13 protein-coding genes are annotated in these 21,376 nt (G+C 75.2%); 9 read left to right on the top strand and 4 right to left on the bottom strand.

The genetic code is table 11. From position 1 onward, the window contains the following. Positions 1 to 4 precede the first annotated feature (4 nt). The gene (gene trpA / locus GA0070214_RS23125; protein ID WP_091267926.1) at positions 5 to 811 is read left to right on the top strand and encodes a tryptophan synthase subunit alpha; all 807 of its coding nucleotides are present in this window, start codon (positions 5 to 7) and stop codon (positions 809 to 811) included. 727 nt (positions 812 to 1,538) lie between these two features. Here trpA and GA0070214_RS23120 read toward each other — a convergent pair. Then, positions 1,539 to 2,072 (bottom strand): NUDIX hydrolase, encoded by a 534-nt coding sequence (locus GA0070214_RS23120; protein ID WP_091267923.1) that lies wholly within the window; start codon positions 2,070 to 2,072, stop codon positions 1,539 to 1,541. A gap of 103 nt (positions 2,073 to 2,175) precedes the next feature. On the opposite strand from GA0070214_RS23120, the gene lgt reads away from it, so the two are divergent. Together lgt and GA0070214_RS23110 are read left to right on the top strand one after the other, a co-directional pair. Continuing rightward, positions 2,176 to 3,417 carry a prolipoprotein diacylglyceryl transferase gene (lgt, locus tag GA0070214_RS23115; protein ID WP_091267921.1) on the top strand — a complete coding sequence of 414 codons (1,242 nt, stop codon included), beginning with the start codon at positions 2,176 to 2,178 and terminating at the stop codon, positions 3,415 to 3,417. Positions 3,418 to 3,428: 11 nt separating this feature from the next. Then, complete coding sequence (locus GA0070214_RS23110) at positions 3,429 to 4,616, top strand: FAD-dependent oxidoreductase (protein WP_091267918.1); 1,188 nt, start codon at positions 3,429 to 3,431, stop codon at positions 4,614 to 4,616. An 82-nt stretch (positions 4,617 to 4,698) separates the two neighbouring features. Here the strand turns inward: GA0070214_RS23110 and GA0070214_RS23105 are convergent, their stop codons facing one another. Continuing rightward, entirely contained in the window at positions 4,699 to 5,541 is an 843-nt protein-coding gene (locus tag GA0070214_RS23105) for a GNAT family N-acetyltransferase (RefSeq protein ID WP_091267915.1), read from the bottom strand. A 146-nt stretch (positions 5,542 to 5,687) separates the two neighbouring features. On the opposite strand from GA0070214_RS23105, the gene gltB reads away from it, so the two are divergent. The 3 genes from gltB (at position 5,688) to GA0070214_RS23090 (ending at position 13,625) form a co-directional block, all read left to right on the top strand. Then, positions 5,688 to 10,355, top strand: a complete 4,668-nt coding sequence (gene gltB, locus GA0070214_RS23100; protein ID WP_091267912.1) for a glutamate synthase large subunit — start codon at positions 5,688 to 5,690, stop codon at positions 10,353 to 10,355. Then, positions 10,348 to 11,856, top strand: coding sequence for a glutamate synthase subunit beta (locus tag GA0070214_RS23095; RefSeq protein WP_091267909.1), 1,509 nt, complete (start codon positions 10,348 to 10,350; stop codon positions 11,854 to 11,856). Before gltB ends, GA0070214_RS23095 begins: the two co-directional genes overlap by 8 nt. Before the next feature lie 212 nt (positions 11,857 to 12,068). Next, positions 12,069 to 13,625, top strand: coding sequence for an MFS transporter (locus GA0070214_RS23090; protein WP_244167811.1), 1,557 nt, complete (start codon positions 12,069 to 12,071; stop codon positions 13,623 to 13,625). 50 nt (positions 13,626 to 13,675) lie between these two features. Here GA0070214_RS23090 and GA0070214_RS23085 read toward each other — a convergent pair whose 3' ends face one another. Next, entirely contained in the window at positions 13,676 to 15,214 is a 1,539-nt protein-coding gene (locus GA0070214_RS23085) for a M1 family metallopeptidase (protein ID WP_091267907.1), read from the bottom strand. 200 nt (positions 15,215 to 15,414) lie between these two features. Between GA0070214_RS23085 and GA0070214_RS23080 the strand changes: the two genes are divergently transcribed. Beyond that, positions 15,415 to 16,200 (top strand): SGNH/GDSL hydrolase family protein, encoded by a 786-nt coding sequence (locus GA0070214_RS23080; RefSeq protein WP_091267904.1) that lies wholly within the window; start codon positions 15,415 to 15,417, stop codon positions 16,198 to 16,200. An 89-nt stretch (positions 16,201 to 16,289) separates the two neighbouring features. Here the strand turns inward: GA0070214_RS23080 and GA0070214_RS23075 are convergent, their stop codons facing one another. After that, positions 16,290 to 17,750, bottom strand: a complete 1,461-nt coding sequence (locus tag GA0070214_RS23075; protein WP_091267901.1) for an MFS transporter — start codon at positions 17,748 to 17,750, stop codon at positions 16,290 to 16,292. Positions 17,751 to 18,030: 280 nt separating this feature from the next. Here GA0070214_RS23075 and GA0070214_RS23070 point away from each other — a divergent pair, with 280 nt between their 5' ends. Next, complete coding sequence (locus GA0070214_RS23070; protein WP_167364321.1) at positions 18,031 to 18,612, top strand: TetR/AcrR family transcriptional regulator; 582 nt, start codon at positions 18,031 to 18,033, stop codon at positions 18,610 to 18,612. Positions 18,613 to 18,702: 90 nt separating this feature from the next. After that, the gene (locus GA0070214_RS23065; RefSeq protein ID WP_091267895.1) at positions 18,703 to 21,330 is read left to right on the top strand and encodes a type 1 periplasmic-binding domain-containing protein; all 2,628 of its coding nucleotides are present in this window, start codon (positions 18,703 to 18,705) and stop codon (positions 21,328 to 21,330) included. The last annotated feature ends 46 nt before the right edge of the window (positions 21,331 to 21,376 follow it).

Raw genomic sequence — 21,376 nt, 5'->3', positions numbered from 1 at the left:
GAGCGTGAGCCGGATCGGGGTCGCCTTCGACAAGGCCCGGGCCGACGGGCGGGCCGTGCTGGTCGGCTGCATGCCGGCCGGCTTCCCGACCGTCGAGGGCAGCATCGCCGCCATGATCGCCATGGTCGAGGCCGGCGTCGACGTCATCGAGATGGAGATCCCCTACTCCGACCCGGTGATGGACGGCCCGGTCATCCAGAAGGCCAGCGACATCGCCCTGGCCGGCGGCGTACGCACCGCGGACGCGCTGCGCATCGTCGACACGGTCGCCGCCGCGACCGGAGCGCCGGTGGTCACCATGACCTACTGGAACCCGATCGAGCAGTACGGCGTCGACTCCTTCGCCCGCGACCTGGCCGCCGCCGGTGGCACCGGGCTGATCACGCCGGACCTGATCCCCGAGGAGGCCGGCGAGTGGCTGGCCGCCTCCGAGGCGCACGGCCTGGACCGGACGTTCCTGGTCTCCCCGTCCTCCACCGACGCCCGGCTGAAGATGACCGCCGAGCACTGCCGCGGCTTCGTCTACGCCACCGCCATCATGGGCGTGACCGGCGCCCGGTCGCAGACCTCCGAGGCGGCGCCGATCCTGGTGTCCCGGCTGCGCGAGGTCACCGACCTGCCGGTCGGCGTCGGGCTGGGCGTGGGCACCGGCGCCCAGGCCGGCACGGTCGCCGGCTACGCCGACGCGGTGATCGTGGGCAGCGCGCTGATCCGCTGCCTGCTCGACGCGCCCGACCAGGCCGCCGGGCTGACGGCCCTGCGCACCCTGAGCGCCGAACTCGCCGAAGGCGTCCGCAACCCGGCCCGCTGACCGGGTCTGCCCGCCGCGCCGAGCCCGCCTTCCCGACCCGATGTCTGGTCGGCGGCCTCGCCGATGCGTCGTCCGGTCGTCGCGGCGGTGACCCCGCGCTCCTGCCGGCGCCGCCGGCGTGCCTGTCGAGCTGAGTCGTCCGCGACATCGCGCCCCGCCGCCGGGTCCGTCCGCCCGCTCCGGCTCCGTCGGCCCGCTCCGGCTCCGTCGCCCGCTCCGGCTGGCCGAGGTGGCGGTATCCAGCGGTGCGGGATACCGCCACGTCGCCGACGTGGAGTGACCGCGTGGACGCCACCGGGCTCGCCGACTGCCCCACCCGGCTCTGTCGGGTTGCCTGTCGAGCTGAGTCGTCTGGGATATCGCGCCCGATCCTCGCCGCGCGGCCCATCGGCGGCGCACGTCTCCGCTGGTTTCCCGGCGCGCACCGGTGCTGGTCTTGCGAGCGCTGATTCGTCTGCGCCATCAACTCGGTAGGCGCCTCGCGGACCGGGCGGCGCTCGCCGTGCCCGCGGTCGCCTGCGGGCTCCTGTCTGGACGTGAGTCGTCTGCGATTGAACTCGGTGGGCTCTGGCGGAACCAGTCCGGGGCCGGTATGCCGGGGTCGGCTGCGTGGGTGTTGCCGGGCCGTGAGTCGTCTGCGTCATCAGCTCGGTAGGCGCTCGCGGACCCTGGCCGGGGCGGCTCGCGACCCTTTGCAGAGTGTGGTGCAGCCGGGTTCCGGCGGCGGTCAGCGGCGGGAGGTGCCCAGCTCGCCGCCGGACCGCTGTTCGGGCGGGGCCGCCTCGCCGGACGGCACGGCCGCGCCGGCGCCCGGTGCCGGCTCGCGCAGGACGCCGGAGCGGCCGGCCAGGGCGTCGGCGACGGCGGCGCGGGTGGCCGGGGTGAGCGCCTCGGGCAGCGCGTCCGGCGGATGCCAGTCGAGGTGGCAGCCGCCCGCCGGAGCGCCGGCCGGCGCCGCGCCGAGCGCCCGGGCCCGGAACACGTGCACCAGCACGTCCGGCAGGGCGCCGCAGTGGCCGGCCGGGGGCGGGGGAGCGGCGGGGTCGCCGACCCGGTAGAGGCCGACCAGGTCGACCAGCTCGACGTCCCAGCCGGTCTCGGCGCGGATCTCCCGGCGCGCGACGGCCGGTGGGCTCTCGTCGCGGCGCAGCCGCCCGCCGGGCAGTGCCCACCGCCGGCCGCCGCCGGACCGCCGGCACAGCAGCACCCGGCCGGACGGATCGGTGACGACCGCGGCCACCGCCCAGGTGAGCGCGCTCATGGACAAAGAGCCTACGACCGCGCAAACCAGAAGTCATCCGACCCGCGAACCCGGCCGGACCGGGGTGCCGCGAGCACGGTCCGCACCGGTACCGTGTGCACCCGTGACCCTCGCCCCGATGACCCCCCTGGCGGCCCTGCCGAGCCCCGGCACCGCCGTCTGGCAGCTCGGACCGGTTCCGATCCGGGCGTACGCGCTCTGCATCATCGTCGGCATCGTGGTGGCCTGCGTGGTCACCGAGTACCGGCTGCGCCGCCGCGGCGTCGCTCCGGGCGCCGTGCTCGACATCGCCGTCTGGGCGGTGCCCGCGGGCATCATCGGCGCCCGGCTCTACCACGTGATCACCTCGCCGGAGAAATACTTCGGCGCCGACGGGCAGCCGCTCAAGGCGTTCGCCATCTGGGAGGGCGGCCTCGGCATCTGGGGCGCGGTGGCCGGTGGCGCGGTCGGCGCCTGGTTCGCCGCCCGGCAGCTGGGCATCCCGTTCGCCGTGGTGGCCGACGCGCTGGCGCCGGGGCTGCCGCTGGCCCAGGCGGTCGGCCGGGTCGGCAACTGGTTCAACAACGAGCTCTACGGCGGGCGCACGAGCCTGCCCTGGGGTCTGGAGGTCCACGTCATGGACCCGGACAACCCGGGGCACGCGCTGCGCGACGACGCCGGCAACCCGGTCCTCCAGCCGGGGCTCTACCATCCGACCTTCCTCTACGAGGCGCTCTGGAACATCGGCGTCGCGGCGCTGGTCCTGGTCCTCGACCGGAAGCTGCGGCTGGGCCGGGGCCGGGCCTTCGCGCTCTACGTCATGGGCTACACGGCGGGCCGGTTCTGGATCGAGCTCATGCGCACCGACGAGGCCAACCACATCCTCGGCGTGCGGCTCAACGTGTGGACCGCGGCGCTGGTCTTCCTCGGCGCGCTGGCGTACTTCGTGCGGGTGCGCGGGCCGCGTGAATACCTGATCCCCGTCGGCACGCCGGCCGCCCCGGTCCCGCCCGCGGGCGGCGACGTGTCCCAGGTCGACCTCTCCGCGCGGGAGGCCGGGGCGCGGCCGGTCGCGCCGGAGGGTTACCGCGTGGTGTCCGAGGAGCAGTTCCGCACGTACCGGGAGACCGGCGAGGTCCCGGCCGAGGAGCCGTCGGCGACCGACGAGGCCGACCGCGACGAGACCGACGCGACCGACGCGACCGACGAGACGGATCGGATCGCGACCGGCGACGCGGACCGGGCCGCGACCGACGCGGAGGGCGTGGAGCGCGAGCCGGCCGGCGAGGTGCGGGCGGACGAGGACCGGGCGGACGAGGACCGGGCCGGCGCCGGCGGCGCCCGCCCCGCCGACCGGGACAGCTGAGCGGGGGAGTCATGCGGAGCGCGGTGGTGGTCGGCGCCGGCCTCGGCGGGCTGGCGACGGCCGGAGCGCTGGCCCGGTCCGGCTGGCGGGTCACCCTCCTCGAACGGGCCGACCGGGTCCGTCCGGAGACGACCGCCGTGGTGCTCTGGCCCAACGGGGTACGCGCGCTGCGCGCCCTCGGCCTCGGCGCCGGGCTGGACGCGATCGCCACCCCGCTGCCCGACGGCGGGGTGCGCCGCCCCGACGGGCACTGGCTCGTGCAGCCCCGTCCGACCCCGGCCGACCGGATGCCGGTGGTGGTCCACCGGGAGGACCTGCACGACGCGCTGATCGCCGGCCTGGGCGACCAGGTCGAGCTGCGCACCGGGGTGACCGTGCGGACGGTGCGGGCGGTGCCCGGCGAGCGTCCCGCGGTCGGCGACGGCCGGCACACCGTCGAGGCGGACCTCGTGGTCGCGGCCGACGGCACCGACAGCGAGATCCGCCGGCAGCTCGCCCCGGAGACGGCGGTCGTCAGCTCCGGCTGCGCCGCCTGGCGGGCCGTCATCCCCTGGTACCGGGCCCCGCAGCTTCCCGACGACCAGCCGGTGCACGGCGAGACGCTGGGCGCGGGCTACCGCTTCGTGGCCGCCTCGCTCGGCGACCGGGGCACCGCGGGCGCCTCCCGCCGGGGCGGCATCTACTGGGTGGCGACCGCCGCCGGTGCGCCCCGCCCCGAGCCGCCGGAGACGCAGCTCGCCCTGCTCAAGCGCTGGTACGCGGGCTGGCCCGCGCCGATCGCCACGCTGCTCGACGCGACCGACCCGGCCGACGTGGTGCAGCAGGAGATCCGCGAGCTGCGCCCGTTGCCCCGCGCCTACGGGTTCCCGGCCGGGCCGGGCGGGGTGGTCCTGCTGGGCGACGCCGCGCACGCCATGCCGCCGCACCTCGGGCAGGGCGCCTGCCTCGCCTTCGAGGACGCGGCCACCCTGTCGGCGCTGCTGCGGGAGTCCCGGCTCCCCGACGCGGTGGCCGCCTACGACCGGCTGCGCCGGCCCCGCGCCGCCACCATGGTGCGGCAGACCCGCCGGATGTCGGCGGTGCTCCAGACCCGGGGCCGGCTGGCGCTGCGCGCCCGCGACGCCGCTCTGGGCACGATCAGCCCGCGGCTGCGCAACACGGCGGCGACCGCCGCCGCCTCCTGGCACCCGCCGGCCTGACCGAGGCCGACCCGGCACGGCCCGTCCGGTCCGACCGCGATCGGCCGTCAGCCGCGCACGGTGCGACCGCGACGCGCGGACGTCAGCCGATCACCGCGGTGGGTTCGGCGATGCAGGCGGTGCCGACCCGGCGGAAGCCCACCCGCAGGTAGACCCGGGCGATCTCCTCGCTGCCGGCGGACAGGAAGATCAGATCGGTGCCCGCGGCGCGCAGCCGGTGGGCGAGGGTGGCGGTCACCGCCGCGCCGAGGCCGCGCCGGCGGGCCGCCGGGAGGGTGGCCACCCCGGCGATCTCCGCCACGTCGTCGACCCGCATGGCCATGCCGCTGGCCAGCGCCCCCTCGGAGGTCTCGGCGAGCACCGAGATGCGCCGGCCGTCGGCGATGCGGACCGCCTCCTCCTCGAGCGCGGCCACGTCCAGCCGGGAGACGGCGGCGTCCCGCTCGGCCGGGCCGGCGTCGCCGCGCCCGGTGCCGCCGTGCGAGAAGCCGACCGCGGCCACGGCCCGCCGCAGCGCCACGTCCGCCGCGAAGCCGGGGTCGCCGGGGTCGAGCACCCGCACCGGTACGTCGCTGAGCGTCGCCGGGTCGGGCAGGCGGTCCGGCTCCAGCACCATGAGCGGCGCCTCCAGCACGCTCAGCCCGGCCGAGCGGGCCACCGCCAGCAGGTCCGGGGTCACCTCGTGCACCCACTCGAACGCCTCCGGCAGGCCCAGCTCGCGCTGCCGGGCGCGGACGGCGGTCACGTCGGCCAGCGTGGGCGGCTCGGTGGCGTCCGCTCGTGGGCGGGCGTAGAACGGCCAACCGGCACCGTCGCGGACGAACAGCACGAGGGCGCCGTGTTCCTCCGCCAGGGCGACGTCGCGGGGCACGGCGTCGTAGAACCGCTCCAACCGGTCGAGCACGTCAGCGCGTACGACATCCACCGCGCGAGACTACACGTCCCAGATTCTGGAAGTGTGATCAATCTGAACTGGCCTTGCGCCGGAAGCCCTAACGTAGACTCAATAAAACCCCCGAGGGCCGACGTCGTCCCCACCATGTTCCAACCTGAGTGACGACAGGAGGCCCGGTGGCCTTTCCGTACCCTCACAGCCCCCAGCCGGCCCCGCCGACGACGGGGCTCTACGACCCCGCGCACGAGCACGACGCCTGCGGTGTGGCCTTCGTGGCCGACCTGCACGGGCGCCGCTCGCACGAGGTCGTCGCGAACGGTCTCGGGGCGCTCTGCCGGCTGGACCACCGGGGTGCCCGGGGCGCGGAGCACAACACCGGCGACGGCGCGGGGATCATGATCCAGGTGCCGGACGCGTTCCTGCGTACGGTCGCCGACTTCCCGCTGCCGCCCGCCGGCCAGTACGCCACCGGCCTGGTCTTCCTGCCCGACGACGACGCCGCCGAGGCCCGCGCCCGCCAGGTGGTGGAGAAGTACGCGCTGGTCGAGGGGGCCGACATCCTCGGCTGGCGGGAGGTGCCGACCGACCCGTCCGGCCTCGGCGAGACCGCCCTCGCGGCGATGCCCCGGGTCCGGCAGCTCTTCCTGGCCGCGCACCGGCTCACCGACGCGCCCGCCGGCCCGGCCGGCTCCCCGCTGACCGGGCTCGACCTCGACCGGGTGGCTTTCTGCCTGCGCAAGCAGGTCGAGCGGGAGACCGCCGAGCGGGGTGTGCCGGCCTACTTCCCGTCGCTGTCCGGCCGGACGATGGTGTGGAAGGGCATGCTCACCCCGGACCAGCTCCCGGCGTTCTACCCGGAGCTGACCGACGAGCGGGTGGTGAGCGCGATCGCGCTGGTGCACTCGCGGTTCTCCACCAACACCTTCCCGTCCTGGCCGCTGGCCCACCCGTACCGGTTCATCGCGCACAACGGCGAGATCAACACGATCCGCGGCAACCGGAACTGGATGCAGGCGCGCGAGGCGCTGCTGCGCAGCCCGCACCTGCCCGGCAACATCCGCCGGATCTTCCCGGTGTGCACCCCGGCGGCCTCCGACTCGGCCAACTTCGACGAGGTTCTCGAACTGCTGCACCTGGCCGGGCGGAGCCTGCCGCACGCGGTGCTCATGATGATCCCCGAGGCCTGGGAGAACGACCCGCAGATGCGCGCCGACAAGCGCGACTTCTACCGGTTCCACGCGAGCCTCATGGAGCCGTGGGACGGCCCGGCGTCGGTCGCCTTCACCGACGGCGAGATCGTCGGCGCGGTGCTGGACCGCAACGGGCTGCGCCCGGGCCGCTGGTGGCGGACCGCCGACGGCCTGGTGGTGCTGGGCAGCGAGGCCGGCGTGCTCGACCTCGACCCGGCGACCGTGGTCGCCAAGGGCCGGCTCCAGCCCGGCCGGATGTTCCTGGTCGACACGGTCAACGGCCGGATCGTCCAGGACGACGAGATCAAGGCCGAGCTGGCCGCCGCCCGCCCGTACGGGGAGTGGCTGCACGCCGGCCTCATCGAGCTGGACGACCTGCCCCCGCGCGAGCACATCGTCTACACCCACGACTCGGTCCGCCGCCGGCAGCAGACCTTCGGCTACACCGAGGAGGAGCTGAAGATCCTGCTCGGCCCGATGGCCCGCAGCGGCGCGGAGCCGATCGGCTCGATGGGCACCGACACCCCCATCGCCCCGCTGTCCACCCGGCCGCGGCTGCTCTACGACTACTTCCACCAGCTCTTCGCCCAGGTCACCAACCCGCCGCTGGACGCCATCCGCGAGGAGCTGGTGACCAGCCTGGCGTCCACCATCGGCCCGGAGGGCAACCTGCTCGACCCGGGCCCGGCGAGCTGCCGGCAGATCGTCCTGCCGTACCCGGTGATCGACAACGACGAGCTGGCCAAGATCCTCTCCATCGACGAGGACGGCGACCTGCCCGGCTTCAAGGCGGTCCGGGTCTCCGGGCTCTACCGGGTCCGCGACGGCGGCACCGGCATCAAGGCCCGGCTCACCGAGATCTGCCGGCACGTCTCCGAGGCCATCGAGGACGGCGTGCGCATCCTCGTGCTCTCCGACCGGGACTCCAACGCCGACCTGGCCCCGATCCCGTCGCTGCTGCTCACCGCCGCGGTGCACCAGCACCTGGTGCGGGAGCAGACCCGGACCCAGGTGGCGCTCATCGTCGAGTCCGGCGACTGCCGCGAGGTGCACCACGCGGCCGTGCTGATCGGGTACGGCGCGGCGGCGGTCAACCCGTACCTGGCCTTCGAGTCGGTCGAGGACATGATCTCGACGGGCGCGCTGGTCGGCGTGGAGCCGGCCACGGCGGTCCGCAACTACGTGAAGGCGCTCGGCAAGGGCGTCCTGAAGATCATGTCGAAGATGGGCATCTCGACGGTCTCGTCGTACTGCGGGGCGCAGGTCTTCGAGGCGGTCGGCCTGGACACCCGGCTGGTCCAGCGCTATTTCCGGGGCACCCCGAGCACGATCAGCGGCATCGGGCTGGCCGAGATCCACGCCGAGGTGGCCGCCCGGCACGCGCTGGCCTGGCCGCCCGCGGGCGCCCGGACCAGCGACCGGCTGGAGGTCGGCGGCGAGTACCAGTGGCGCCGCGAGGGCGAGCTGCACCTGTTCAACCCGGAGACGGTCTTCCTGCTCCAGCACGCTACCCGCAGCCGCCAGTACGACGTCTTCCGGCAGTACACCGCCAAGGTCGACGAGCTGGCCGCCCGGGCGGGCTCGCTGCGCGGGCTGTTCACCCTGCGCACCGGGGTGCGCCCGCCGGTGCCGCTGGACGAGGTCGAGCCGGCCGGCGAGATCGTCAAGCGGTTCGCCACCGGCGCCATGTCGTACGGGTCGATCTCGGCCGAGGCGCACGAGACCCTGGCCATCGCCATGAACCGCCTCGGCGGCCGGTCGAACACCGGCGAGGGCGGCGAGGACGTCGACCGGCTGCACGACCCGCGGCGCCGCTCGGCGGTCAAGCAGATCGCCAGCGGCCGGTTCGGTGTCACCAGCGAATACCTGGTCAACGCCGACGACCTCCAGATCAAGATGGCGCAGGGCGCGAAGCCCGGCGAGGGTGGTCAGCTGCCCGGCAACAAGGTCTGGCCGTGGATCGCGCGTACCCGGCACGCCACCCCGGGCGTCGGCCTGATCTCGCCGCCGCCGCACCACGACATCTACTCCATCGAGGACCTGGCCCAGCTCGTCCACGACCTGAAGTGCGTCAACCCGGCCGCCCGGGTGCACGTGAAGCTGGTCAGCGAGGTCGGGGTGGGCACCGTGGCGGCCGGCGTGGCGAAGCTCAAGGCCGACGTCATCCTGATCTCCGGCCACGACGGCGGCACCGGCGCCTCCCCGCTCAACTCGCTCAAGCACGCCGGCACCCCCTGGGAGCTGGGCCTGGCCGAGGCGCAGCAGACGCTGCTGCTCAACAAGCTCCGCGACCGGGTCACCGTGCAGGTCGACGGCCAGCTCAAGACCGGCCGGGACGTGCTGGTCGCGGCGCTGCTGGGCGCCGAGGAGTTCGGCTTCGCCACCGCGCCCCTCATCGTCGAGGGCTGCGTGATGATGCGGGTCTGCCACCTGGACACCTGCCCGGTGGGCATCGCCACACAGAACCCGGTGCTGCGGGAGCGCTTCACCGGCCGGCCCGAGTTCGTGGAGAACTTCTTCCTCTTCCTGGCCGAGGAGGTCCGCGGCTACCTGGCCGAGCTGGGCTTCCGCAGCATTGAGGAGGCGATCGGGCACACCGAGCTGCTCGACGTCACCGGCGCGGTCGACCACTGGAAGGGCCACGGGCTCGACCTCAGCCGGGTGCTGCACCTGCCCGAGCTGCCCGAGGGCGCGGCCCGGCGCGGGATCCGGGCCCAGGATCACGGCCTGGAGCTGGCGCTGGACAACCAGCTCCTCGCCCTGGCCGAGCCGGCGCTGCGCGACGGCACCCCGGTCCGGGTCGAGGTGCCCGTGCGCAACGAGCACCGCAGCGTGGGCGCCATGCTCGGCGGCGAGGTGACCCGCCGTTTCGGCGGCGCCGGGCTGCCCGACGACACGATCGAGTTCCTGCTGCGCGGCACGGCCGGCCAGTCGTTCGGCGCGTTCCTGCCGCGCGGGGTCACCCTGCGCCTGCACGGCGACGCCAACGACTACGTCGGCAAGGGCCTCTCCGGCGGACGGCTCGTCGTCCGCCCGGACGCCGCCGCGCCGTTCGCCGGCGCGGACGCCGACCCGGGCGGCCGCGCCGAGGACCAGATCATCGCCGGCAACACGATCCTCTACGGCGCCACCGGCGGCGAGGTCTTCCTGCGCGGCCGGGTCGGCGAGCGGTTCGCGGTGCGCAACTCCGGCGCCGTGGCCGTCGTCGAGGGCGTGGGCGACCACGGCTGCGAGTACATGACCGGCGGCACGGTGGTGGTCCTCGGGCCGACCGGGCGCAACTTCGCCGCCGGCATGTCCGGCGGCACCGCCTTCGTGCACCGGCTGGACCGGCGGCTGGTCAACGCCGAGCTGGTCGACCTGTCGCCGCTGGGCGTCGAGGAGCGGGAGCGGTTGCACGAGCTGGTCCAGCGGCACTTCGCCGAGACCGACTCGGCCGTCGCCGAGGAGCTGCTGAAGCGCTGGCCGGAGGCGGTGGAGGAGTTCACCGCCGTGGTGCCCCGGGACTACCGCCGGGTGCTGGAGATCATGCGGGCCGCCGAAGCCGCCGGCCGTGACGTCGACGACGCGGTCATGAGCGCCCTCGCGGCGCCGTCCGCCGCGCCGGTGCCGCCTGCCCCGCGGGCGGTCGCCCAGGAGGTGGCTCGTGCCTGACCCGAACGGTTTCCTGCGCTACGACCGGCGGCTGCCCGCCCGCCGCCCGGTCCCCGTGCGGATCATGGACTGGCGGGAGGTCTACCCGCCGGCCGGCGAGGAGCTGATCCGCGAGCAGGCCACCCGGTGCATGGACTGCGGCATCCCGTTCTGCCACGACGGCTGCCCGCTGGGCAACCGCATCCCGGACTGGAACGACCTGGTCCGCACCGGCAACTGGGACGCCGCCGTGGAGTCGCTGCACGCCACCAACAACTTCCCCGAGTTCACCGGGCGGCTCTGCCCGGCGCCCTGCGAGGCGGCCTGCGTGCTGGGCCTGGGCGGCCAGCAGCCGGTCACCATCAAGCAGGTCGAGGTGGAGATCGCCGACGCCGCCGTGGCCCGGGGCGGGCTGCGCCCGCAGCCGGTGCCGGCCCCGACCGGGCGGTCGGTCGCCGTGGTGGGCTCCGGCCCCGCCGGGCTCGCCGCCGCGCAGCAGCTCGCGCGGGCCGGCCATGCCGTCACCGTGTACGAGCGGGACGACGCGCTCGGCGGCCTGCTGCGCTACGGCATCCCCGACTTCAAGCTGGAGAAGCGGCACGTCGACCAGCGGCTGGCCCAGCTCGCCGCCGAGGGGGTGCGCTTCCGCACCGGCGTCGAGGTCGGCGTGGACGTCACCGCCGAGCAGTTGCGCGCCGAGCACGACGCCGTGCTGCTCGCCTGCGGCGCGCTGCAGGGCCGGGACACCCCGGAGACGCCGGGGCGGGCGCTGCGGGGCGTACACCAGGCCATGGCGCACCTGGTGGCCGCGAACCGGGTGGTCGCCGCGGCGGGCGAGGGTAAGCCGGCTCTGGCCACGCTTCCGGACGGCACGCCGATCGACGCGGCCGGCCGGCACGTGGTGATCATCGGCGGTGGCGACACCGCCGCCGACTGCCTGGGCGTCGCGCACCGGCAGGGCGCGGCCGGCGTGCACCAGCTCGACCTCTACCCGGAGCCCCCCGCCGACCGGGACGCCGAGCGCGACCCGTGGCCCACCTGGCCGTGGGTGCTGCGCAGCTACCCGGCCCACGAGGAGGGCGGCGAGCGGGTCTTCGCCGTGGCGGTGCAGGAGTTCGTCGACGACGGCACCGGCCAGGTCCGGGCGGTCCGGATCGCCGAGGTCACCGTCGAGAAGGTGGACGGCCGGCGGATCGTCACCGCCCTGCCCGGCTCGGAGCGGGAGATCCCGGCCGACCTGGTGCTGCTCGCCATCGGCTTCGAGGGCACCGAGGAGCAGCCGCTGCTCGGCCAGTTCGGGGTGGCCCGCAACGGCCGGGGCGCGGTGGACGCCCGCCCCGACTGGCAGACCGGCGCCGACGGCGTGTTCGTGGCCGGGGACATGCACCGGGGCGCCTCGCTGATCGTCTGGGCGATCGCCGAGGGCCGGGCCGCCGCCGCGGCGATCCACGCGTACCTGGGTGGGGCCGGGACCCTGCCCGCGCCGGTCGACCCGGCGCGGCAGCCGCTCGCCGCCCGCTGACCCGCGCGTCACCGACACCCCGGTCCCTGCCGGACCGGGGTGTCGTGGCATCCGGGTCCGGTTCGTGCCCGGCCAGCCCCGGGCGCCCGACCCCGCTGGTGAACCGTCTCACCAACTGTCGCCGGGAGGTTTGACCGCCGCCAGACTTGGGCGCTGGCCGGACCCGCGGGGGTCCGGCTTCGTCGTGTCACCGTCTGGACGGGGAAAGACTCATGGCACTCGGCGCCACGTTCGCCGCGCTGTGCCACCGCAACTACCGGATCTGGGCCGCGGCCGGATTCGTGTCGGTCATCGGGACCTGGATGCAGGTCCTCGGCGTCAACTGGTACGTGCTCGCGGAGACCGGGTCGGCCACCTCCATGGGGTTCACCGTCCTGCTCCAGGCGCTGCCCACCCTGGTGCTGAGCGTCTGGGGCGGCGCGCTGGCCGACCGGCTGCCCGCCAAGCCGCTGCTGATCGGCGCCCAGGCCGCGCACGCGCTGCTGGCCGCCGGGCTCGCCGTGGTGGCCGTCACGGGCGCCGGCGGTCTCCCGGCGATCTTCGCGATCTCGCTGGCCACCGGCGCGGTGTCGGCCATCGAGGGGCCGGTGATGGGCCGCTGGGCCTCCACGCTGGTGGACCGCGAGAGCCTCGGCAACGCCCTGGCGCTCGGCTCGCTCACCAACTCCGCCGGGCGGATCCTCGGCATGAGCCTCGGCGCCGTCGTGGTCGCCGCGCTCGGCCCCGCCCTGCTCTTCGCGGCGAACGCGGTCAGCTTCGTGGCGGTCGTCGTGGCGCTGTTCGCCGTACGCGAGGGGGAGCGGCACGCCGGCCAGCCGGTGCCGGCCGACGCGCCCCCGGCCGACGGCGGCATCCGCGCCGGTTTCCACTACCTGCTGCGCCAGCCCGTGGTGCTGGTCGCCCTGGCGCTCTCCTTCGTGCTCGGCAGCCTGGGCCGCAACTACCAGGTCACCATGGCCGCCATGAGCGACGGGCCGCTGCACGGCGGCGCCTCCGGCTACGGCCTGCTGTCCACCGTCTTCGCCGTCGGCACGGTGCTCGGCGCCCTGTTCGCGGCTCGCCGCCCGGAACTGAGCTATGCGGTGCTCGTCGGGGCCGGCCTGCTCGCCAGCGGGCTGCAGATCGTCGCCGGGCTGGCCCCGGGCACGCTGAGCTTCGCCGCCGTGATCCTGCCGGTGGCCGCCGCCGCGGTGGTCATCGACACCACGGTCGGCGCCCGCGCCCAGCTCGACACGGACTACGCCATGCGCGGCCGCGTGCTGGCCGCCCTGGCGGTCACCGGCTCGGTCTCCGCGGCCGTGGGGGCGCCCCTGCTCGGCTGGCTCGCCGAGCACGCCGGCCCCCGGCAGACCCTGGTGCTGGCCGGCGCGATCACCGCCGTCGCCACCGCGGCGGCCGGGGTGGCCCTGGACCGGCTGCGCGAGCGCCGGCTGGCGCAGCGGTTCACCCGGGTGCTGGCCGCGCCCGCCGCCCGCCCGGTCCGCCGGGTCGCCGCCACCGCCGCCCGGGTCATCCGCCCGGCCGGCGCGGGGCTCGCCGCCGCCGGCGCCGTGGCCCTGCCCCGGACGGTGCTGGCCGGCGTCTCCCCGGTGGGGCTTCCCGGCGCCGCGGCCGGCGCGCGTCCCGGCGCCGGCCGGCTGCGGTCCCGCCGGGCCGCCCGCGCGGCCCAGGACTGCGCGGCCTGCGCGCCCCACCGGGGCCGGCGCAGCTCCCGCTGGGCCGACCTGCGCTCGCCGTACGCGCACCGCGACGGCTGCCCCGCCGCCTGACCCGGCGGGGGCCCGCTCCCGGGAACGGAGCGGGCCCCCGCCGGCGTCGCTCAGTGCTGGAGCAGCCGGTGGGCCTCCTGGATCTCCGCCCACGACTTCGGCTGTGCCGGGGCGGCGAGCGTGCCGCGGGCGGCGGTGGCCACCTCGGGACGCCCGGCGGTGAACAGCCAGGTCGTGAAGACGGCGTCGAGGTCCCGGCCGGAGATCCGCTCGGCGAGGGCCTGGAACTGGGCGATGGTGCCGTTGCCGTAGCGGTGCTCGGCGGTCCAGGCCGGCAGGATCCGGAAGAACGCCTCGTCGCCGACGGCCAGCCGGAGCTGGTGCAGCGCCATGGCGCCCCGGTCGTAGACCGCGTCGGCGAAGATGTCGCCGGCCCCCGGGTCACCGGGAAGGACCTGCCAGAACTCCGAGTCGGCCGGGTAACTGGCGTAGGTGAAGTCGAACAGCTCCTGGGCGGTGCCCTCGCCCTGCTCCTCCGACCAGAGCCACTCGGCGTACGAGGCGAAGCCCTCGTTCAGCCAGATGTTGCGCCAGTCGGCGACGGAGACCGAGTCGCCGAACCACTGGTGGGCGTTCTCGTGCACCACCACCGACACGTTGGCGCCGCGCCGCCAGAAGCTGTGCCCGTAGACGGGGCGGCTCTGCGTCTCCAGGGCGAAGCCGATGCCGTCGACCGGACCGGCCACGCCGCCCTGCGCCTCGAACGGGTACGGCCCGAACAGGCCGCTCTCCCAGTCGACCACCTCGGCGGTGCGTTCGATGCTGGCCCGCGCGGCCGGCCCGCGCTCGCCCAGCGTGGTGCTGTACGCGTTCACCACCGGCTGCCCGTTCGGCGCGGTGTCGGTCACGATGTCGTACTGCCCGATGGCCAGGAACGCCTGGTAGGTGGCGCCCGGCTTGACGCTGCGCCAGCTCCACCGGGTGCGGTTGCCGGCCTCGGGCAGCGGGTCGCGCGGCTGCACGCCGTTGCTGATCACCTCGACGCCGGTCGGCACCGAGACCGAGATGTCCCAGGTGGCCTTGTCCTTCGGGTGGTCGTTGCTCGGGAACCACCACCAGGCCGACTCGGGCTCGTTGACGGCGAGGGCGCCGTCGGCGACCCGGGTCCAGCCCGTGTAGCCCTGGACCAGCGTCTCGGACGGGATGCCGGCGTATTTCACCACGACGGTGAGCTGCTGTCCCTTGAGGATCGGCCGGGGCGCGGTGACCGCCAGCTCGTGGACGCCCTCCCGGGCGAAGGTGGCCGGCCAGCCGTTGACCCGGACCGACTCGACGCCGAGGAGGAAGTCGAGGTTGAACCGGGACAGGTCCTGGGTGGCGGTGGCCAGGATCGTGGTGGTGCCGCTGAGCCGGTCGGTGGCCGGTTCGTAGCGCAGGCGGATGTCGTAGTGGCCGACGTCGTAGCCGCCGTTGCCGTAGTCGGGGAAGTAGCTGTCGCCCAGCCCGGGGCTGCCCGGGGTCGGGGTGGCCGCCGCGGGCTTCGGCCGGCCCCAGCCCGGTAGGGCGGCCTGGCCGGGGGTGCCGGTCACGACGGTGCCGGCGGTGGTGACGGTCAGGGCGGCGATGGCCGCCGTGAGAGCGCGTCGCACGGGTGGGCTCCCTCCATCGGGGTGTACGCACCGCCAACCTAATCGACGGTTGTGAACACGTCTGCCCCCGGAGGTGGGCGAGCGCTATTCAATTTATGGCAATGTTTCGATAGGATTACCGACTAGTAACAAGCACCGTCTCCCCTGGCCACGCGCGCGGTCAACGGGCTCCACCACCCCTGTCCCGTGGAGGTCCTGTCATGTCCCGTCGCGTCCGCACCGCCCTGGCCGCACTGCTCGCGGCCGTCCTCGGCGCCGTGCTCGTCCCCGGTGCCGCCCGGGCGGCCACCGTCAACTACGTCGCCCTCGGCGACTCCTACTCCTCCGGCGTCGGGGCCGGCCCGTACGACCTCTCCACCTGCCTGCGCAGCCAGAAGTCCTACGCCCCGCTGTGGGCCGCCGCGCACGCGGTCACCAGCTTCCGGTTCCCGGCCTGCGGCGGCGCGGTCACCGCCGACGTGATTGGCAGCCAGGTGAACTCGCTGAGCACCGGCACCACCCTGGTCACCGTGACCATCGGCGGCAACGACGCCGGCTTCGCCGACGTCATCACGAGCTGCCGCTTCGGCAGCACGTCGAGCTGCGAGAACGCCGTCAACGACAGCCGGGCCTTCGCCACCACCACGCTGCCCGGCCGGCTCGACGACACCTACGCCGCCATCCGGAGCCGGGCGCCGAACGCCCGGCTCGTGGTCCTCGGCTACCCGCGGCTGTTCGAGACCGGCTACTGCGGCCTGCTGGCCATGAGCACCTACAAGCGGACCATCCTCAACAACGCCGCCGACCTGCTCGCCACGGTGATCGCCGACCGGGCCCGGGCGGCCGGGGCCATCTTCGTCGACGCCCGGCCGTTCTTCGCCGGTCACGGCGTCTGCGCCGCCGACCCGTGGATCAACGACGTGAGCGGGCTCATCGAGGCGTACCACCCGGACGCCGACGGCTACCGGTACGGCTACCTGGCCGCGCTGACCGCCGCCATCGGCTGACCCGACGCGACGCCGGCCGGCGGCCCGTACCCGGACCGCCGGCCGCCCGCCGGAACCCGGGACGCCTGGGGCCCCGGGTTCCGGCCCGGTCAGCGCGCCGGCACCAGTTCGCCGGCCAGCTCCGGCTCGGTGCTCCGCGCCGGCGGCCGGCCGTGCCGTGCCCGTGCCGCCCGGCGGCCGGAGGGGACCGCCAGGGCGGCCAGCGCGGCGGCGAGGGAGATGCCGGTCAGCAGCAGGAAGCCCATGGTGAAGCCGGCCTCCCGGGGCAGCCCGCTCGCCTGCGGGTGCGCCGTGATCACGCTGCTGGCCACCGCGGCGCCGATCGCGCCGCCGATGGTGCGGATGTTGGCGTTCATGCCGGTGGCCACGCCGGTCTGGCGGGCCGGGACGCTGGCCACGATGAGGTTGGCCATCGAGGCGAAGGCCAGCCCGATGCCGAGTCCCACCAGGCCGCCGGCCACGCCGATCTCCCAGCGGGTGTCGTGCGCGACGGTCAGCATGGCGGCGGCGAGCACGTTGAACACGGCGCCGGTGGTGAGCTGCGCCTTGGCGCTGAACCGGGCCGCCAGCCGGCCGGCGACGAGGCCGGCCACGAACATGCCGACCAGCATGGGCAGCATGAGCAGCCCGGCCTGGGTGACGCTCGCGCCGAAGCCGTAGCCGGCGCTGGCGGGGATCTGCACGAACTGCGGCAGGAAGGCGTAGACGGAGAACATCGACGCGCCGTAGAGCAGGGCGACCAGGTTGGTCGTCCAGACCGCGGGCAGGCGCATCATCCGCATGTCGATGAGCGGGTTCGCCGAGCGGGCCTCGGCCACCAGCCAGCCGGCCAGGAGCACGGCGGCGAGCGCCAGCAGGCCGATCACCCGGCCGGACGTCCAGCCCCACGTGGCGCCCTTGCTGACCGGCAGCAGCAGCGCCACCAGCCAGCCGGAGAGGAGCAGGGTGGCCGCCCAGCTGACCCGGCCGGGGGTACGCACCGGCGACTCCGGCACGAAGCGGTGTGCCGCGAGGGCGGTGAGGCCGACGACGACCATCGGGATCCAGAACAGCCAGCGGTAGCCCAGGGTCGCGACGATCGGCCCGGCCAGCACGACGCCGAGGCCGCCGCCGGCGGCGACGATCGCCGAGATCGCCGCGACGGCCGAGCTCACCCGGGCGGCGGGGAACTCGTCGCGGATGATGCCGAAGGAGAGCGGGAAGACCGCCCCGCCGATGCCCTGGACGACCCGGGCGACGATGAGCATGCCGATGTTGGGCGCGACGGCCGCCAGCAGGCAGCCCAGCGCGAGCGCGGCGAGGGAGACGACCAGGGTCCGTTCCTTGCCGACCATGTCGCCGACCCGGCCGAGGACCGGGGTGAAGATCGACGCGGACAGCAGATAGGCGGTCAGCACCCAGGTCACGGTGTTCTGCGAGGTGTGCAGGTCGTGCTGGATGGTGGGCAGCACCGGCGTGATCAGCGACTGGAGCATCGCGAAGAAGCCGGCGCCGGCGGCGAGGACGAGGAAGGTCAACCGGCGCGAGTCGCGCCGGACGGTGTCGATCACGGAATTGGCTCCCGTTCGCATGACGTGGGGAAGGTGTTCCGGGGGCCGCTCGCGCGGAGGTGGCGACGGTGGCGGGCCCACGAGGTGTCTCAGCGGGTTGCGGGCATGGTGGGACCTCCCGGGTCCGATGTCTGGTTCGCCGACCGCGGTGGGTGGGATCGGCGGGGAAAGCCGGAGTAAGCTATCCGGAGGCAAGGCTCCGGTCAGTTCCGGAGGGGTGCCTCCACTAACGTAGCGGAGGGGTGCCTCCGTTTGCAAGGGGAGAGGGGTGACGCCCGTCATGGCCAGCGCTGACCAGCTGGGCGAGGTTTTCGCCCGGCGCCCGAAGCGGGCCGACGCCCGGCGCAACTACGACGCGCTGATCGCCGCCGCCCAGGAGGTGTTCGGCGAGTGCGGCGCCGGCGCGTCCCTGGAGGAGATCGCCCGGCGGGCCGGGGTCGGCATCGGCACGCTCTACCGGAACTTCCCGAAGCGGCGTGACCTGTTCGAGGCGGTCTACGTCGAGGAGGTGCGCGCGCTCAGCGCCTCGGCCGCCGACCTGGCCGACCGCTCGCCGTGGGACGCCCTGGTCGCCTGGCTGCACCGGTTCGTCGCCTACGTCGGCACCAAGCGGGCCCTCGCCGAGGAGCTGGTGCACGACTCCGAGGTGTTCCGCAGCTGCCGCACCGAGATCTACGCCGCCGGCGAGCCGCTGCTGCGCCGCGCCCAGGAGGCCGGGGTGGCCCGCCCGGACGCCACCTTCGACGACGTGGTGCGGCTGGTCAGCGGCATCATGGCCTACCAGTTCTTCGAGCCGGCCCAGCGCGACCGGGTGCTGACCATCGCCCTGGACGGCCTGCGCCACCCCGCCGCGACCCGCTGACCCGGACGGTCCACGAGGGACGCCGGGAGTTCCCCGCGTTGCGCCGGGTGTCGACAATGGTGCGACACCCGCCGTGACCCGGAGGTGACCATGCGCGAACCGGCGACCCGGCCCCGGCCCGCCCGGGAGAAGCTTCCGGCGGGCGGCCTCGAACTGCTCTCCCTGCTGGCGCGGCTGCTCCGGCGACCCCGCCGCGGCGACCGCCGGCTGCCCCTGCTCTGGCTGGTCCGGCCGGCGGGGGACGGCGTCGTGGGCGCCCTGCTGCGCCGCTTCGTCGGCCAGGGCAACCGGCGGCGCGTGCCGCACGCCGTGCTGGATCTGGCGGCCCGCCCGGGGCCCGACGACGTCGCGGGCGTGCTGCGCGAGCTGCACCGGCAGCTCTCCGTGGAGGCGTTCGGGGCGGCCCGGTTGCGGTTCCGGCACTACCCGCTGGCCGACTGGCTGATGCACCAGACCCTGGCCGTCGGCGTGGACGCCGCGGACAGCGGCCGGGCCGCGCTGGTCCACCGGCTGCGCGACTGGCGGGGCCGGCGGGCCGGCGACGATCCCCAGGTGGGCGGCGGGTCGGCCGTCGGCACCGCGCTCCAGCTGCTGCTCTGGCTGCTGCGCCGGGCGATGCCGAGCGTGCTCTTCCGGATCGCCGTCTCGGGCCGGGTGCCGGTGTTCGGGCGGCAGTACCGCTGGTTCATGCGGCAGCAGTACCTGGCGCCCCGGCAGTCTGTGACGTTCCTCGGCTTCGCCGAGCGGCTCACCGCCGGTTGGCGCGACGGCGAGCACCCCGCCCAGGTGCAGAAGCTGCTGCTGCACGCCTTCCTGGAGGACCTGCGGCAGGCGTACCGGCGGCGGTTCTGGCGGCCGGGGGACTGGCGGCGCACGGCGTACCCGGTGCTGCTGCTCGACGGGGTGCGGCCGGACAACGTGGGGCACACCCTGGTCCGCCTGCTCGACGAGGTGCGCAACGAGACCGGCCGCAACGATCCCCTGCTCGTGGTGGCGGTCGCCGCCGGGCCGCCGCCGGAGCGGGCCGCCACCCGGCCCGTGGGGCACGCCGAGGAGGCGTACGAGGAGTGGGCCGAGGCGCTGCCGGAGATCCGGCGGCTGCGCCGCGCCGGCGCCTGGCTCCTGGTGCTGCGGATCGACGCCGACGACGTCGGCGGCCCGGTGGGCGTGGCCCCGCCGGCGCTGGTCGCCCCGGAACCGCCCTGGTGGTCGCGGCGGTTCCTGCCGGCCGCGGTGGTGCTGGTGCTGCTGGCCGGCGTGGCCGTGTGGGCCACCGGCCGGTGGGCGCCGGACTGCCGCCCGTGGCCGGCCGACCGGGTGAGCGTGCGGCTGGTGGGCGGCGAGTGCATCGGCTACAGCGACACGGCCGGCCAGGTCTTCAACAGCGAGCCCGGGCAGGACCGGCTCCGCGCGGTGCAGCGGCGGATCTTCGCGCAGAACCGGGCCGCCGAGGAGGTGTGGCGGCGCAGCGACCACCGCCGGCCCTACCTCACCCTCGTCTACCTGGGCAGCCTCACCGGCAACCGCACCCGGGCCGACGAGGAGTCCTACGTCTCCGAGCGCGAGGAACTGGAGGGGATGGCGACCGCCCAGTACGCGCTGCTCAAGGAGTCGGCGGCGGCGGACGACGCGGCGCTGCTGCACATCGTGGTGGCCAACGCCGGCCGGCAGATGCGGCACGCCGGCGACGCGGTCCGGCTGCTGGAGGGGCTGGCCCGCGACGATCCCACGGTCCTCGGCGTGGTGGGGCTCGTGGACAGCCGCACCAGCACGGCGTCGGCGCTGCGGGAGCTCAACCGGGTCGGCCTGCCGGTGCTCGCGCCCACCCTGTCGGCCGACCGGATGGACGCCAACTCCAGCCTCTACCTGGCCATGTCGGCGCCCAACCGGGAGCAGGCCCGGATGGTCGAGGCGTACGCCCGGCAGGTGCTGCGGGTGGGTGAGGCGCACGTCTACTGGACCACCGGCGAGGGCAGTTCGCTCGACGAGGACCTCTACGTCGCCACCCTGGTCGACGGGCTGCGGGAACGGTTCGGCAACCGGCTCACCCGGCTCGACGAGTGGCGCAGCGGGCGGCGGATGACACAGGAGTGCGGCTACACCGGGATGCTCTTCTTCGCCGGGCGCTGGTCCGAGTTCGACGGCTTCCTGCGGGCGCTCAAGGAGTGTGGCAACGACCCGCCCCGCCACCTGGTGGCCGACGACTCGGTCAACCGCTACATGGCCAACCCGGGGCTGCGCGCCAGCGCCCCCGGCAACGTGCCGGTCACGTACGTGTCGAAGGCCGCCCTGGCCACCTGTGCCGCGCTGCGGGCCGCGCAGGCCCGGCGGGACGACGCCCGGGGCAGCTTCCTCACCTGGATCGGCGCGGACGACCTGCTCGACCCGCCGCGCTGCCGCGACGGCGTCAACGCGCCGGTCGGTGAGCGGGTCAGCCTCGCCTACGACGCCGCCATGATGGTGGTGCGCGCGCTGGAGAGCCTCGCCGCCCGGCTGCGGCACGCCGACACCGGTCGCCCCTGGGACCCCCGCTCCGTCAACCCGGTCGGGGTGCACGCCGAGGTGCTGCGGCAGAACGCCGCCGGCGGCTACCCGGGGGTGGGCGGGCTGATCCGGTACGCCCCGGACTCCGGCGAGCCGGTCGCCAAGCGGCTGGCGCTGCTCACCGTGGCCCGGGTGCCCGACGTGGCCGCCCCACCGGTCGAGGTGTACGCCTGAGGGGTGGCCGACGGCGGCCCCGACCCGGGCTGCCGCCCCCGCTGAC

It is taken from the genome of Micromonospora chaiyaphumensis, from assembly GCF_900091435.1.
In the GTDB taxonomy this organism is placed as follows: Bacteria; Actinomycetota; Actinomycetes; order Mycobacteriales; family Micromonosporaceae; genus Micromonospora; species Micromonospora chaiyaphumensis.
This window is presented reverse-complemented; position numbering and strand designations above follow the sequence as displayed.